The sequence below is a fragment of the Amycolatopsis sp. BJA-103 genome (assembly GCF_002849735.1).
GTDB lineage: Bacteria > Actinomycetota > Actinomycetes > Mycobacteriales > Pseudonocardiaceae > Amycolatopsis.
Genome location: NZ_CP017780.1, coordinates 7,477,794 through 7,491,609, shown reverse-complemented (window position 1 = coordinate 7,491,609; position 13,816 = coordinate 7,477,794). Strand labels below are relative to the sequence as shown.

The 13,816-nt window shown below is 65.5% G+C and carries 14 protein-coding genes, 1 tRNA gene and 1 pseudogene; 12 read left to right on the top strand and 4 right to left on the bottom strand.

Annotated elements, in window-relative coordinates:
* Positions 1–965: 965 nt before the first annotated feature.
* Both BKN51_RS43360 and BKN51_RS43355 read left to right on the top strand, forming a co-directional pair.
* Complete coding sequence (locus BKN51_RS43360; protein ID WP_146044297.1) at positions 966–1,502, top strand: hypothetical protein; 537 nt, start codon at positions 966–968, stop codon at positions 1,500–1,502.
* Between the two features lie 214 nt (positions 1,503–1,716).
* Complete coding sequence (locus BKN51_RS43355; RefSeq protein WP_146044296.1) at positions 1,717–2,325, top strand: hypothetical protein; 609 nt, start codon at positions 1,717–1,719, stop codon at positions 2,323–2,325.
* A gap of 14 nt (positions 2,326–2,339) precedes the next feature.
* Here the strand turns inward: BKN51_RS43355 and BKN51_RS33450 are convergent, their stop codons facing one another.
* Together BKN51_RS33450 and BKN51_RS33445 are read right to left on the bottom strand one after the other, a co-directional pair.
* Positions 2,340–3,002, bottom strand: a complete 663-nt coding sequence (locus BKN51_RS33450; protein ID WP_101611407.1) for a YdcF family protein — start codon at positions 3,000–3,002, stop codon at positions 2,340–2,342.
* A gap of 13 nt (positions 3,003–3,015) precedes the next feature.
* The gene (locus BKN51_RS33445; protein WP_073845835.1) at positions 3,016–3,783 is read right to left on the bottom strand and encodes a GntR family transcriptional regulator; all 768 of its coding nucleotides are present in this window, start codon (positions 3,781–3,783) and stop codon (positions 3,016–3,018) included.
* 168 nt (positions 3,784–3,951) lie between these two features.
* On the opposite strand from BKN51_RS33445, the gene BKN51_RS33440 reads away from it, so the two are divergent.
* From BKN51_RS33440 to BKN51_RS33405, 8 genes and pseudogenes are all read left to right on the top strand, one after another.
* Positions 3,952–4,413: a hypothetical protein gene (locus tag BKN51_RS33440; protein ID WP_101611406.1), complete on the top strand. Its 462-nt coding sequence runs from the start codon at positions 3,952–3,954 to the stop codon at positions 4,411–4,413.
* A gap of 303 nt (positions 4,414–4,716) precedes the next feature.
* The gene (locus tag BKN51_RS33435) at positions 4,717–4,965 is read left to right on the top strand and encodes a hypothetical protein (protein WP_101611405.1); all 249 of its coding nucleotides are present in this window, start codon (positions 4,717–4,719) and stop codon (positions 4,963–4,965) included.
* Complete coding sequence (locus tag BKN51_RS33430; RefSeq protein WP_101611404.1) at positions 4,943–5,197, top strand: AMED_5909 family protein; 255 nt, start codon at positions 4,943–4,945, stop codon at positions 5,195–5,197. The genes BKN51_RS33435 and BKN51_RS33430 overlap by 23 nt, the downstream gene beginning before the upstream one ends.
* Before the next feature lie 310 nt (positions 5,198–5,507).
* The gene (locus BKN51_RS33425; RefSeq protein ID WP_101611403.1) at positions 5,508–7,085 is read left to right on the top strand and encodes an FtsK/SpoIIIE domain-containing protein; all 1,578 of its coding nucleotides are present in this window, start codon (positions 5,508–5,510) and stop codon (positions 7,083–7,085) included.
* Positions 7,082–7,468: a hypothetical protein gene (locus tag BKN51_RS33420; protein WP_101611402.1), complete on the top strand. Its 387-nt coding sequence runs from the start codon at positions 7,082–7,084 to the stop codon at positions 7,466–7,468. The genes BKN51_RS33425 and BKN51_RS33420 overlap by 4 nt, the downstream gene beginning before the upstream one ends.
* A gap of 128 nt (positions 7,469–7,596) precedes the next feature.
* Positions 7,597–9,080 (top strand): annotated as a pseudogene (locus BKN51_RS33415) (replication initiator).
* Positions 9,081–9,097: 17 nt separating this feature from the next.
* Positions 9,098–9,316, top strand: a complete 219-nt coding sequence (locus BKN51_RS33410; protein WP_101611401.1) for a helix-turn-helix domain-containing protein — start codon at positions 9,098–9,100, stop codon at positions 9,314–9,316.
* 1 nt (position 9,317) lies between these two features.
* Positions 9,318–10,496: a tyrosine-type recombinase/integrase gene (locus BKN51_RS33405; RefSeq protein ID WP_168214446.1), complete on the top strand. Its 1,179-nt coding sequence runs from the start codon at positions 9,318–9,320 to the stop codon at positions 10,494–10,496.
* 94 nt (positions 10,497–10,590) lie between these two features.
* Here BKN51_RS33405 and BKN51_RS33400 read toward each other — a convergent pair.
* Positions 10,591–10,661 (bottom strand) — tRNA-Gly (locus BKN51_RS33400).
* A 111-nt stretch (positions 10,662–10,772) separates the two neighbouring features.
* Between BKN51_RS33400 and BKN51_RS33395 the strand changes: the two genes are divergently transcribed.
* Together BKN51_RS33395 and dcd are read left to right on the top strand one after the other, a co-directional pair.
* Positions 10,773–11,978: an oxygenase MpaB family protein gene (locus tag BKN51_RS33395; protein ID WP_101611400.1), complete on the top strand. Its 1,206-nt coding sequence runs from the start codon at positions 10,773–10,775 to the stop codon at positions 11,976–11,978.
* A 13-nt stretch (positions 11,979–11,991) separates the two neighbouring features.
* Positions 11,992–12,573, top strand: coding sequence for a dCTP deaminase (gene dcd / locus BKN51_RS33390; RefSeq protein ID WP_016338162.1), 582 nt, complete (start codon positions 11,992–11,994; stop codon positions 12,571–12,573).
* Positions 12,574–12,618: 45 nt separating this feature from the next.
* Here the strand turns inward: dcd and BKN51_RS33385 are convergent, their stop codons facing one another.
* A complete protein-coding gene (locus BKN51_RS33385) occupies positions 12,619–13,803 on the bottom strand; it encodes an FAD-dependent oxidoreductase (protein WP_101611399.1) in 1,185 nt (394 codons plus the stop codon).
* Positions 13,804–13,816 lie beyond the last annotated feature (13 nt).

Here is a 13,816-nt window from a genome sequence, read left to right as displayed (position 1 = left end):
GCGGGACGACTGCGATCGCACTGACGGCGCGTGCGGTCGAGGAGCATTCGTTTGGCATCCGTCGTTGCCTCGTCGGGCGGTAGAGCTGATACCGGTAGCGGAGGAACGCCTGCGTGGTGGCCCGGCTGCGACGGCGCCGAGTAGGCCGACGAACCTCAAGTGGCCGGGCTAGCCTCTTCGTTCTACTGGTCAGGTGGACAGCGGCGTGCTTGCGCGCCGCTCTTGAACGGCCAACCGGTCCCGGCCTGCTAATGGCCCATTAATGGCACGCGGGAACCAGCGGCCAGGCAAAGCGAAAGCCCCAGGTCCTAAGTGGACATCCACTGACCTGGGGCTTTCGCTTGAGAGCGGATGACGGGAATCGAACCCGCGTATTCAGCTTGGGAACCAGGGTGATCATGCTGGAAAGTGACCCTGACCTGCGGGCGGCGCTTGCTCGGGGTGGCTGCGATTGACCTTGGTTGACCCCTCTGAATGGCCCAACGCTCCCTGTCTCTACCTGCGTCTTTGTGCCTGTTCTCCCCCGTTTCCCTCGTCCCTGCTGCTTCTAGCGCCGGTTCGGTCGTGTCAAGGCATCTGTCCCGCCTTGATGCGGGCGGGCCGGTGTTAGACGCTGAGAAGCGAGGGATCCCCTGGTGACCACTCCACGTGGGCCAGGTGGGTCGGGTGATCTGGCCGTGTTGCTCCTGGGTCTCCGTCGTCGTTGGTGGCGCGCTGCGGGTGCTGCCCTGCGGCGGGCTCGCCCGGCGGCGCCTGCCGAGAGCGGAGCGGTAGGCCGGCGTCGCCTCTGGGCGTAGCCCGCCGGACGGGTGGTGACCCGCGCGCCGCCAACGGCGGCGCCTTGATCCCATAGAGCCAAGTTCGGCAGGCGTCCCCAGTCCCAGGTTGTCGCCTCGCGATTTCGGCAGCCTAAGCAGGTTGAAGTGGTGTACCGCGACATCGGACCGACAAGGGATACTGGGAGGGTGAAGGTGATGCCCGTGTGGGCGTGGACTGTGCTTGGCCTGGGACTCGGCCTGCTTCTAGGCGCCGCCTGGGTTGCGGACGGCACCTACGCGCAGTCAGTTATGGTCCAACTCGGTTCGGCTGCGTTGCTAGTTGCCCCTATTGTGCTTGCGGAGAAGGCAATCACGGAAGCGTTGAGGAAGCGTGTCGACGATGATGCTGCTGTGCGACGTACAGAGGACGTCGCTCGGCTGCATGACATGGTTCGGCACTTCGGTCTTTCTCTTGCGGCTCAGCCCCCGACTACTCCCTACGACTTGGGCAGAATGCTCGCCTCGGATGGTTGGGAATATCGCAAGGACCACGACGGTCATGCAATATGGGTGAAACTGGACCAGAAGATCGCAGTGCCAGTTGATATCGCGCTTGTTCCGCGTGGCGTCATATTGGGGATTATCCGCGACGCCAAATGGTCTAATGATCAATATGTTGCGTTGCATAAGTCTGTAGTTGGTGAAGCTAACAAGTTTGGCGAAAACGAACGGGGAGCGTTTTGAGTGGGCCTGAATCTTTCGAATCCGATCCTCGCACCTATTCTCAAATGGAAGGAGACAATTCGGTTCCTTCTGAGGTGAAGGATGCGCGAATGGTTGACGAGGCCTTGACGTTGACCTCGCAGATTCTGATTCGTCGAGGATTCAAAGAAGCCGCGCTGGCAATGTTGAAGATTCATCGGACTGAGGTGAATTTTACTACGATTACAACCGTGAGTTGCGTAAATTGTGGGTCGAGTATGAGCCTGAACACGAACCGGAATTCGCGAAGCATAGGGATACTATCTCGGAAACCTTTCAAGAAGTCGTTTCAAGAAAGGGTTTCGACCTTGAGTGGGTTGAGTTTCGTGAGGTATTTCCTGAGATTTCTTACGGCTGGAGGAGTCAGCTCGTAGAAGTTCTTCGAGGGCAGAGGAAGACTAATCAAGCCCGCGTGGTCCGAGAGCAGGCGCCACGCTGGTTTGAAGACGGTCTGTACTTCACAAACCCTGGTGAACTGCAGGTGTACCGGAAGTTGAAGAGTTTGCAGGAAGACTTCTTTCCTGCGGGTGACACAATCGCAATTTTCCCCCTCCCTCGCGGACGAATCCTCGGGCATACACGAGAACCAGATTTTGTTGTCACATATAAGGGGCGTACAGGCGTCCTGGAGATTGATGGTCCGCATCACAATGTTCGCCGTTCGCATGATACTTCCAGTGATCACCTTTATCGTGATGCTGGAATATCATTTGTGGACCGAGTTAGCGTTGAGGCGCTGGCTGACCCTGCGGAGCTGGAGGAAGTGTTGAAACGCTTCCTGAAGCGAATTAGGGATTCGAAGTGACTTCGTTCCGCCTGCTATATCAGGCGCTCTGTAAAGCCTGCCTGGGCTAGGCGAGAGAAAGCGCGCACCACTTCACCTGGAAGCTCCTGATGTATGGCAAAACCGCGTTCGGCGTAGACGGTGATGCGCTGGGTGTCGCCGACAAGCATGTTGATGACGCGGTCCACGTCGCCGATGCTCTCGATGTACTCGTCCAGCGGGAGCGGTCGCGAAGCGCACATGACGTCTACCTCGGGCCAGAGCTTCTTGCAGGTCGCGTATGCGCGTCGCTGCTGGTACGGCCGCGAGATGAGGACGACCGACCCGACCTCGACGCCGCGAGAGTCCAGCAGTGCGCGAGTGAGCGTGATGTTGTCCCCGGTGTTCCGCGCCTCGGGCTCCACCAGGATGGCGGCGTCGGGGACGTCCAGCTCAAGCGCGTGTTCGCGGTAGTGGACGGCCTCGCCGCGCGGGAACCGTTCGACTGTCGTCGGCGCGTTGGCTCCGGTGAAGACGATGAGCGGGAACATTCCGGCGTGGAACAGTTCCGCGGTGAAGGTGGCGACCCCGAGATCGTGGCTTCCGAGTCCGATCCCCACGTCTGCGGGCCGGAGTTCGTGGTGCATGTCGTGGTAGTCCCAGAGCGCCTGGACGTCGGCGCGAAGATCGTCCGGCAGGTTGGTCGAGCGCTCGGGCATGTGGTCTCCGGGGTCAGTCGGGGATCTTGAAAGTGTAGGTCCAGGAGAAACGGCTTGCGGCGTGCACGCCACGTGCGAACTCGACGACGCGGCCGTCCTCGGTGTACGTGCGGCGTTGCAGGACCATGACGGGTTCGCCTGCGGGCAGTTCGAGCTGTTCGGCCTCGTCGGGCGTCGGCATCCGCGCGTAGAAGGTCTCGGTCATGGTGTCCGGCTCAAGACCTTGCAGGGTGAGGACCAGAAACCCGCCGCCTCGTCCGGCTGGGCCGGGGGTTGGGTCGACGATGGGCGTGCCTTCGACGTCGGCGGGCCGGTAGTAGCTGGTGAGCACGTGGGTGGGCTGGCCGGCGTCCTTGACCAGTCGTGCCCGCTCGTAGACCGGTGATCCGACGATGACGCCGAGGGCGTCGGCGACCTCTCGGTCAGCTTCGATCTTGGCGACGGTCTGCGTCTGGTCGGTCGGCTTCCAGTCTCGGCCGGACGCTTCACGGTCTGCGACGAAGGCGACGGTATCGCCGTACTTCCACTTGCTCTTCGCGTACCGATCCTTGCCCAGGCGCTTCATGGGCGGGCGTGCACGAACGACTGTCCCGCGTCGTCTGATCGGCGTGACCAGCCCTTCGGCTTCGAGGACCCCAACGGCCTTGCGAACGGTGTTGACGTTGACGTCGTACTCGTCGGCAAGTTCGTCTTGCTTGGGCAGCGTGGTGTCCGGGGCGTAGTCGCCCCGCTGGATCGCGTCTCGCAGGATCGCGGCCAGCTCGCGGTAGCCAGTGCCCACCTGGTCCTCCTTCGTCGGTCGATAACGCTAGCGGTATCACCCCATCATGGCCTACGGAGCCCGATAGAGATAGTTCTATTGACAACCGGCACAGCGAAGCGCTTAATAGAACTACCTCTAACAGGTGCAAGCCCGGTAGGGCTCCAGAGACGACAGGAGACAGACGACATGGCGATCGCCAAGGGACACCGTTTCGAGATCGACTTTGATGCCGCGTTCCCGCTGGGGCTGGTGATGGTCGGAGAGGTCGCGCCGGACAACGAGTACCAGTCGCGGGAAGACCGCTCCGCAGGCCGACCTGTTCGTCAGCGGGTCGACGAAGTGACGGGCAAGCGGCAGTGGAAGGCCACGGTCACCGACCCGAGCGAGACCAACTCCAAGCGCGCGTCTTACGACGTCACGTTCCTGGCCGATGTGCAGCCAGTGCCGACCACGTCGGAGGTGCTGCCGGGTATGCGGCCGATCGAGCTGGAGGGCCTGACGGCTGAGCCGAAGGTGGCTGGCCAGGGCGAGTTCAAGTACCAGTCCTACGTATTCCGCGCGACCGGTTTCAAGGCTGCCGCATCGGGTGGCGCATCCAAGTCGGGCCGTGCCTCCAACACTGCCGAGTCCACGCCCAAGGCGGCGTGATGACGGGCCGGGTGCCTGGCAGTCAGGGCGTGGCCGTGGTTCCACCGCACCTGGTCCAGAGCTGGGAGACGGCGTATCGCCATTACAGCGCGATGACGCAACGGACCGCACAAGGTGGGGATGCCTTGGCGGCGCATGACATGGCCGTCGCTTCCTGGGCGGTGGCGTCTGCGTGGCGGGAGCTGGCGACTCAGGGTCAGTTGCCGTGGTGGGTGCTGGCGGCGGTGTCGGCGGCGGCCGAGGGGTTCGAGGAGAACGCGCGGTCCTGGGAGATCCGTGCTTACAGCGAGGAAGGGCAGGTCCGTGGCGTTCAACGCGATGTGGAAGCCGGGACGGCAGGCGGTCGCGGGGATGCAGGGCAATGGTTCGGCGAGCCCCGCTCTGGTGATCTACCTGGACCCGGACAGCCTGGCGATCCTGCCGCCGTCCGACCCGGCCGAGTGGCCGGAGTTCATCCGGCTCCTTCGCCAAATCCGCGACAGCGCGGACGAACTGGCCGTCTTCCTCGCCAAGCATCAGGCGGCGCGCGATGACGACACCCGGCCGGAATGACCCCCAAACCCTCCGGGACGCGCACGCGGTCGCCTCGGCCCGCAGGCCGAAGCCGGGGTCGAACCTGGAGACGTGGCTGAAGTTCCACCAGGCCAACGCGCGCATGTATCGAGCGGTGTCCGATGTGGACCGAGGGCATCACCACGAACTTCGTTACTGGGTGGGCTATGAGGAGCGGAAGGCCGAGGAGGTGGCCGCGCAGATCCAGAAGGGGAAGTCGCAAGCCAGCTAGAAACTGAATGACAGAGCGAAAAACGCGCGTGGGGACGTGCGGCGTACAAACACGTCTTCACGCGCTTTGCAAGTCCCGTAAGGCGCAGAACCGGTAACTGGCCTAGGAAACCTCGCCGGTTCTGCGCTGTCCACAACCTCTGGAAGTGAACAATGACAACGCTAAACGATGGCGACAAGCGTGCGCTAGACGGGGTCACCCGAACGCGCTGCACAGTCTGTAAGCGGTTCGCGAAGCTGCTGCCCGGCGAGAAGGAATGTGCTCCCTGCCGGGGAATGCTGCCGCTGGATCTGACCGGCGGTGGTCGCCGATGAACGCGAACGGAATCGGTCTTCTCCTCGTCGGTGGCGGGGTGCTGGGCGTGGTGGTGTGGCTGCTGCACAAGCTCGGCCGCGCGCTCGCCACGATCGCGGAAGTCCTCGCCGCCGCTGCTGTGGTCTTTATTGCCCTGTGGTCGGCCGTGAAGCTGTTGGTGTGGCTGGGAAAGCAAGTCTTCACGCACTGGCGGACCAGTCTCGGCGTCCTTGCTGCGGCGGCCTGGTGGCAGTGGCTCGGCTGGCCGTCGCTGGCCATAACGGTGGGCTCGGTCGCGGTGATGCTGCTGGCCTGGCGGCTGTTCGACCTGGTGTCGTTCGACCGGTGCTGTGGCCGGTTCCTGCGGGCGTGGTGGCTGCGCTGGTTCACCTACGCCCGGAAACTGCCCGGCTGGCTGCACGCCTGCGGCCTGTCCATCTCTGACGGCACCGTGCCGGTGGAAGTGACGGTCAACTTGGTCGGCCGTCGCCGCAAGGCGGTCTCTCGCGCTGCGGGTAGTAGTGCTGCGGTGCAGGTGCCGAAGGTGCTGGGGGTGAAGTCGGGGCCGTCGTGGGATGAGGTCCGGGTCCGGCTGGTGGCTGGTCAGAAGCCGGAGGACTTCGACGACGCCGCCCGTGCTCTCGCTGTCGCCCGCAAGGTCACGCGTTGCCAGGTGCGGGAGCTGGAACCCAACGTCGTCTCGCTGGACTTTCAGCGCCGTGACCTGCTCGCCGCGCCGGTGGAGTGCGCGGAGCTGCCCGACCTGGTGGCCGTCGACACCGTGGATCTGCGGCGAGTGTTCGCCGGACGAACCGAATACGGGCAGGACTGGCGGCTACCGCTGACCGGTCCCGGCGCGCACATGCTCGTCGCAGGAGCCACCGGAGCCGGAAAGAACTCCGTCATGTGGTCCCCGCTGGTCTCGGCCGCCTCGGCGATCCGGGCCGGAACGGTGCGAGTCTCGGGCATCGACCCGAAGGGGATGGAACTCGCCTACGGGCGTGGGATCTTCGCTCGCTACGGGGTTGCGGGCAAGGAAGCGATCGAGGTCCTGGACGACCTGCTCGACGGCCTCGAATCCCGTAAGCGCGAGTTCGCCGGACACACCCGCAATGTCCCGATCTCCACCGACCACCCCTTGGAAGTTCTGGAGTTCGACGAGATCGGCGCACTGACCAAGTACACCGATCGCAAGACCCGCGAAGCGATCATCGAACGGGTGGCGATTCTGACGACGCAGGGCCGGGCGCTCGGCTACACGGTGCGCGGGTATGTGCAGGAGCCGACCAAGGACACCGTTCCGGTTCGAGAGCTGTTCCCGCGTCGGGTGTGTCTGCGCGTGACTTCGAAGACGCACGTCGGGATGGTCCTCGGTGATGGCGCCTACGAACGGGGCGCCTGGGCAAATCGCATCGAGGAGTCCACGGCTGGCGTCGGCTACATCTGGGGCGAAGGCATCCGCGAACCGTTGCGGGTCCGGGCTGGCTGGGTTCCGGACGAGACGGTCAAAGCCCTGGAGAACTACGTCACCAACAGCGGTGCCCACGTGATCGACCTTCCCGTCCGGCGCGGTGGAGAGGAGGTGGCGGCGTGAACCGCGTTCTGGTGTTCCTCGATGCGATCCGCGATCACCTCGACTCCTACGCTTTTACGCCGGTTGCGTCCGTACGGGTCGGGTTCGGCCCGGACCCGGTGTCTGTCCAACTCGATACCGACGGTCTGACGGACGTGGCGCAGAGCCTGGTCGTCTGGGCGGATTCCCTGGAGAACGTGACCGCCTCGATTTGGCGAGTGCCCCACGGCGGGAGCGTGCACTTGGAAGTCCAGGGCCGGACTCCCTGCAGCATCCCGGTCGCTGTCTACGGCGGTGTCCAGTTCTACGAAGCGACCTTCCCGGACCTGCCTGCGGGGATGCGGCAGGAGATGCCGGTGTTCGTGCTGCGGCAGTGGAGCACGCCTGGGGAGGTGGCCGCCTGATGAGCACGAACGAAGCCGCGGTGACCCCGCCGGCCAACTCTCGGGCCGCTCGGATGCGCGAACCCCTCGCCTCCGACGTGGTGAAAGCGACCGCTGAGAAGCACGGCGTATGCGTCCGGCCGTTCACGATGGAGGTCGGAGACACCGACACCGGAGAACTCCGCTACATCCCCGTCCCGTGCGGCTCCACCGTCGAATCGGTCTGCCTGCCCTGTGCACGCAAGGCAAAGGCGCTGCGACAGGCTCAGTGCCGCGAGGGCTGGCATATCGACACCGAACCGGACTTCACCTCTGAGTCACCGTCAGAAACGCAAACGGAGCTGCTGGCGTTCCGGGCTGACCTCGTGGCGGCGTACCGGGAAGAGACGAACCAGGCGGAAGCGGAGGAGCTGAGGGACGAGATCAAGGGAATCGACGAAGAACTTCGGCAACTGGGGATGCGCGGTCGTCTCCCGTCGATTGACCTGCCGACGAAGCGGGCGGTGAAGCGGTCGACGAAGCGGCGGCAGGATGCTCCGAACCTGCCTCGGCGGAAGGTCGCCAAGACCACGCTCGGCAGGGCGTACGCGGGGGAGTTCCGGCCCTCGATGTTCATCACGCTTACCTGCGACACCTACGGCCCGGTGCGGTCGGATGGCTCGCCGGTGAACCCGTCGACGTATGACTATCGGCGGGCGGCTCGGGATGCCGTGCACTTCTCCGCGTTGGTGGATCGCTGGTGGCAGAACCTGCGGCGCCTGGTCGGCTGGGACGCGCAGTACTTCGCCACCGTCGAACCGCAGCGGCGGGCGGCTCCGCATCTCCATGCGGCTGTCCGGGGATCGGTGCCGCACGACGTGATCCGACAGGTCACCGAAGCGACCTATCACCAGGTCTGGTGGCCTGCACACGACCAGGTCGTCTACGTCGACCGGATGCCACTGTGGGACGGCGACCGCAGGGTCTTCGTCGACCCTGACACCCGCGAACCACTGACCGACTGGGACGACGCGGTCGAAGCCGTGGAAGACCCGGCGCACGTGGTCATCTTCGGCCGCCAAGTCCACTCCAAGGGCATCCTCGGCGGCACGGAAGAGGCCGGGCGGCACATCGGCTACCTGACCAAGTACCTCACCAAATCCACCGGTGAAGTCGTGGAAGCCGACACCGCGCGGCAGAAGGATCACCGCGACCGGTTGCACGCGGAGCTGTCGGTGACACCGTGCTCGCCTCGGTGTGGTTGCTCTACGGGATCAATCCCAAGGGCGCCAACGGAAAGACCACGCCAGGGCACTGCAAAGGACGGGCGCATGGGCGGACCACGCTCGGCCTGCCGGGGCGGCGAGTGCTGGTGTCGCGGAAGTGGTCCGGCAAGACGCTCGTCGACCACAAGGCGGACCGGAAGGCGTTCGTCCTGGAGGCGCTGGCGGCGGTCGGGATCGAGAAACCAGCACCGGACCCGGCTCGGCTCGTCTGGCGCAAGGTCGACGCGGGCGACGCCAATGTGCCACCTCGGGACCACCTGGTGATGCACGCGATCTCGGAACGGATCACGTGGAAAGCCGAGTACGACAAGGCATTACTCGCCGCGCAGAGTCCGCCAGATCTTTCGGCAACTCCGCTGGCAGCTTAGGAACTGGGGGCGAAACCGTGGGAAAGAACTATCTGACAGTCGAAGAAGCAGCCGAGTACCTGAACACGCGCGTCCGGTTCGTGAGGCGGTTGATCGCGGAGCGGCGCGTGGCGTTCCACAAGGTCGGCGTACACGTGCGGTTCGCGGTCGCTGATCTTGAGGAGTTCATCCAGGCCGGTCGGGTCGAGCCGATCACGCGGGCGTCGGTGATCCGGGACCTCGGAAGGGCGGCCTGACATGGCGAGTAAGCGAGGACGCCGGGGTTTCGGCAATGTCCGGCAACGAGCATCGGGGAAGTGGCAGGCGCGCTATCCGGGACCGGACGGCCAGATGCGGAACGCTCCGACGACGTTCGCCAGCAAGCGCGCGGCCGAACAGTGGTTGTCAGTGACCGAAACGCAGATCATCAAAGGCGAATGGATCGACCCTGAGCGGGCGAAAGTCACGCTTGGGAACTACGCAGACCAGTGGATTACACAGCGGCCTGGCCTCCGTCCGCGCACGGTCGAGTTGTACCGGTGGCTTCTGCGGAAGCACATCGAAGCGGATCTCGGCGGCGTCGAACTGGGCAAGTTGTCGACGGCGATCGTTCGGCAATGGCGTGCGGATCGGCTGGCGGCGGGAGTGTCGGAGTCGGTCACTGCCAAGGCGTACAGGCTGCTGCGGGCGATCCTGACTACCGCGGTCGACGAGGACAAGATCTTGCAGCGGAACCCCTGCCGGGTACGGGGTGCCGATAAGGAGAACCCGGCTGAGCGGCCGATTGTCACCGTTCCACAGGTATTCGATCTGGCTGGGCAGATGCCGGAGCGGTTTCGGGCACTCGTGCTGCTGGCCGCGTTCGCGTCCCTTCGTTGGGGTGAGGTGTCGGCTTTGCGGCGGTGCGACGTCGCGGAGGATGGGAGCTGGGTTCGGATCTCGCGGGCGCTGGTCGAGGTTCCGGGTCGTGGGCTGATCGTCGGTCCGCCGAAGTCGCGGGCAGGAGTGCGGACGCTGATCGTTCCGGCGGCGATTCGGCGGGACGTGGTGAAGCACCTCAACGCGTTCGTGAAGCCGGATCACGACGCGCTGCTGTTCACCGGTGAGCGTGCGGGCAACCCCGTGCGGCGCCCGAACTTCAGTCAGCGGACCAAGTGGACGGAGGTCGTGGCGAAGATGGGGCTCAAGGGCCTGCACTTCCATGACCTCCGGCACGCCGGAAACATCTGGGCGTCGAAGGCGGGCACGTCGACCAAAGACCTCATGGCGCGGATGGGGCATGACGACATGCGGGCGGCGCTGATCTACCAGCGCGCGACCAGCGACGCCGACGAACGGATCGCTGATCGGCTCTCGAAGCTCGTCGACCAGCACCGGAAGGGCGGCACGGACGACGATGACGACGGTCTGAGCGGTCAGCCGGTACCGGTCGGCTAATGGCCCATTAATGGCCCAGCCAGAAGATCGGCCGGATAAAGCGAAAGCCCCAGGTCCTAAGTGGACATCCACTGACCTGGGGCTTTCGCAGGAGAGCGGATGACGGGAATCGAACCCGCGTATTCAGCTTGGGAAGCTGATGTTCTACCATTGAACTACATCCGCAGTGCTCGGCCAGCATACATGGTCCGGATCTCTCCCTGCCAAGCCCCCGCCCACCTTGACGTCGCCACCTTCAAGTGACAACACTTGTTGTCTACATCGGAGGTGATCCGGATGGGCGAGAGGCTGCCTGACCCCGAGCTGTTCCGGCAAGGTGGGTTCCGGGTCGCGTCGAAGTTGTTCATCGAGGGCGACATCCGGGGTGACGAGCGCCAGGTGGCCCGGCTGCGGAAGTTCGCGCAGCGGGAGGACCCGGCGGCCGACGTGTTGGTGCCGTTGCTGCGAAACGGCGCCCAAGGACAGTTCGAGCAAGCACTGAAGCACGGCATCGACAGTGTCGAGGAGACGCCGGAGGAGCTCGAAGCCTTCTTTCGCAACGTCGAGGCGATGCCGTACTGGGTCGACCAGGATCGCCTCGATCGCGGGGCGCGGGCGATCACGCGTGCCGGGTTGCTCGGCCTCTTCCCGCTCGGTGACGTTTCGCTGATGGGCGGGTATCTCGCGTCGCGCGCGACGAAGTCGCTCGTCGGCACCGGTGAGATCGAGTACAAGGCGGCGCAACGGCTCGTCGAGACGGCGACCTGGTGGATTCACGTGACCACGCCGGGCGCGCTGGTGTCCGGCGGGCGCGGGTACGAGTCCGCGTTGCGGGTGCGGGTGGTGCACGCGCACGTCCGCGCGGCCATGAATCGCCGCAAGGACTGGGATTACGCCGCCTGGGACAGGCCGGTCAACCAGGTCCAGACCGCGGGCACGCTCCTGCTCTTCTCTCTCGTCTACGTCTTCGGCACGCAGTTGCTCGGGCTCCGCTACAGCGACCGCGAGCGCGCCGACATCCTGCACCTTTGGCGTTACGTCGGTTGGCTGATGGGGGTCGACGAGGAACTCCTGCCCGCCGGCGAGGAAGACGCCTGGCGTCTGCTGTGGCTGCTCGCCACCACCGAGTTCATCCCCGACGACGACTCCAAGCGGCTCGCCGCGGCGCTCATGAAGTCCCATGCCGGGATCGGAGAGGGCCGGGGCGCGCTCGGCAAAGTCCTCGCCCACATGTCGGTCGCGGGGCACGGGGCGATCAGCAGGCTTCTCCTCGGCAAGTCCAACGCCGACTTCCTGGAGCTGCCCGACGATCCGATCGCGCAGGCGGCCGTGGTCGCGGTGGCTGGAGTCAACTTCGCCGCCGAGACGGTCCGGCGGGTGGTGCCCGGGGCGACGGCCCTCCAGGAACTGATCGGAGCGGCCGGGCGGCGCCACTACCTCCGGCAGGTCACCAAGGTCTTCCGGCTCGACCCCACCTACGGCAGGCACATGAAGGCCGCTTGACTACGCTGATCGCGTGCTCCTCAGCGACCGTGACCTCCGTAAAGAGCTCGACGCCGGCCGTCTCGGCGTCGACCCGTTCGACCCGACGATGGTCCAGCCGTCGAGCATCGACGTGCGCCTCGACCGCTTCTTCCGCGTGTTCGACAACAGCAAGTACACGCATATCGACCCGCAGCTCCAGCAGGATGAGCTGACGTCGCTGGTCGAGAAGGAGGGCGAAGACCCCTTCGTGCTCCACCCCGGCGAGTTCGTGCTCGGCTCCACGTACGAGACCGTCACGCTGGCCGACGACCTCGCCGGCCGTCTGGAGGGCAAGTCCTCCCTCGGTCGCCTCGGGCTGCTCACGCACTCCACCGCGGGCTTCATCGACCCCGGCTTCTCCGGCCACATCACGCTGGAGCTGTCCAACGTGGCCAACCTGCCGATCACGCTCTGGCCGGGGATGAAGATCGGCCAGCTCTGCATCTTCCGCCTGTCCAGCGCCGCGGAGTTCCCGTACGGCTCGAACGAGGCGGGCTCGCGCTACCAGGGGCAGCGCGGACCGACCCCGAGCCGCGCGTACAAGAACTTCCACCGCGTGGACACCTGGCGGTGATATCTGTCGAGCGCTGACGGAAACCCGCCGAAGGGGAGAAGCGAGTCAGCTCACCGGGGCTTCCCAGTCGATCCGGTGCTGCCACATGAAGGCGTTCGGATCCTCCTTCGGCGGGTTCTTGAACGCCCGCGCGATGAAGAAGTCCCGGATCACCCGTCCGACGGGCCCGACCGCCTTCGCGTCGCCGTTGCGCTTCCCGCGCTCGACGACGGCCTCGACGCGCTCTCGTCGTAGTCCTTCGTAGGCGGCGAGAGCCTTCGGGATCGAGGGCACGTCACGCAGGCAGCGCGCCAGCGTGACGGCGTCCTCGATGGCCATCGCGGCGCCTTGGCCCGCCGCCGGTGAGGTCGCGTGGGCGGCGTCGCCGATGATGACCATCCGGTCCGTCCGCCAGGTCGGCACGGTCGGGAAGTCGTAGGTCGCCCACGGCCGGTAGATCTCCCGCGTCGCGCGCACGATCTCGACGGCCGGGGTGCGGTCCACCGCGAGTTGCCGGATCAGGTCCTCGCGCCGGCCGGTCGTCGCGGTGAGGTCGGAGGCGGACGGCTCCTGCTTACGGGGGACGTTGGCGAACCACCAGACGCCGCCGTCCGGATGGACGACGTGCGCGAAGAACAGCCGTTTGCCGAAGGTCATGTGCATGACGCCGGGTTCGTCGTCCAGCCGCAGGCCCTCGGCCAGCCCGCCGGTGTTCAGCAACGGCACGTAGCGCGGCGAGGGCGCCCGCGGGTCGATGATTTCCCGCACTCGCGACCTGAGCCCGTCCGCGCCGACCAGCAGGTCGCCCTCGGACGACGAACCGTCCTCGAACGTCGCGAGCACGCCGGAAGCGGTCTCTCGCGCGTCTGCCAAACGTTTGCCGTAGCGGACTTCGATCCCGCGTCTCACCGCTTCGTCGCGAAGGGCGACGTACAGATCTGAGCGCAGCACGGTCTGGCTCGCGGTGCCGTCTTCCAGGCGCCCGCCGAGCGCGAAATCCGCCACCTCGCGCCCGTTCCCCAGGTGCATTTTGATCCGCGGCGTGTCGAACCCCAGGTCCTTGACCAGCTCTTTCAGGCCCAGCGGTGCCAGCGCGTCGAGGCCGTTCACCGCGAGCGTCAGGAACGCGCCGACGCCCTCGGCGGTCCGGTCGTACGCCTCGTGGATCACCGGCTCGTGACCCGTCTCGTGCAGTGCGATCGCCGTGATCGTGCCCGCGATACCCCCGCCGGCGACCAGTACCTTCGCCATATCGTTCACCCCA

What these genes read in the sequence shown, in the direction of transcription:
- BKN51_RS33450 (WP_101611407.1), bottom strand. Translation starts at nt 3,002, where the DNA reads ATGCCCGAGCGCTCGACCAACCTGCCGGACGATCTTCGCGCCGACGTC.
- BKN51_RS33440 (WP_101611406.1), top strand. Translation starts at nt 3,952, where the DNA reads ATGGCGATCGCCAAGGGACACCGTTTCGAGATCGACTTTGATGCCGCG.
- BKN51_RS33430 (WP_101611404.1), top strand. Translation starts at nt 4,943, where the DNA reads ATGACGACACCCGGCCGGAATGACCCCCAAACCCTCCGGGACGCGCAC.
- BKN51_RS33425 (WP_101611403.1), top strand. Translation starts at nt 5,508, where the DNA reads ATGAACGCGAACGGAATCGGTCTTCTCCTCGTCGGTGGCGGGGTGCTG.
- BKN51_RS33405 (WP_168214446.1), top strand. Translation starts at nt 9,318, where the DNA reads ATGGCGAGTAAGCGAGGACGCCGGGGTTTCGGCAATGTCCGGCAACGA.
- BKN51_RS33395 (WP_101611400.1), top strand. Translation starts at nt 10,773, where the DNA reads ATGGGCGAGAGGCTGCCTGACCCCGAGCTGTTCCGGCAAGGTGGGTTC.
- BKN51_RS33385 (WP_101611399.1), bottom strand. Translation starts at nt 13,803, where the DNA reads ATGGCGAAGGTACTGGTCGCCGGCGGGGGTATCGCGGGCACGATCACG.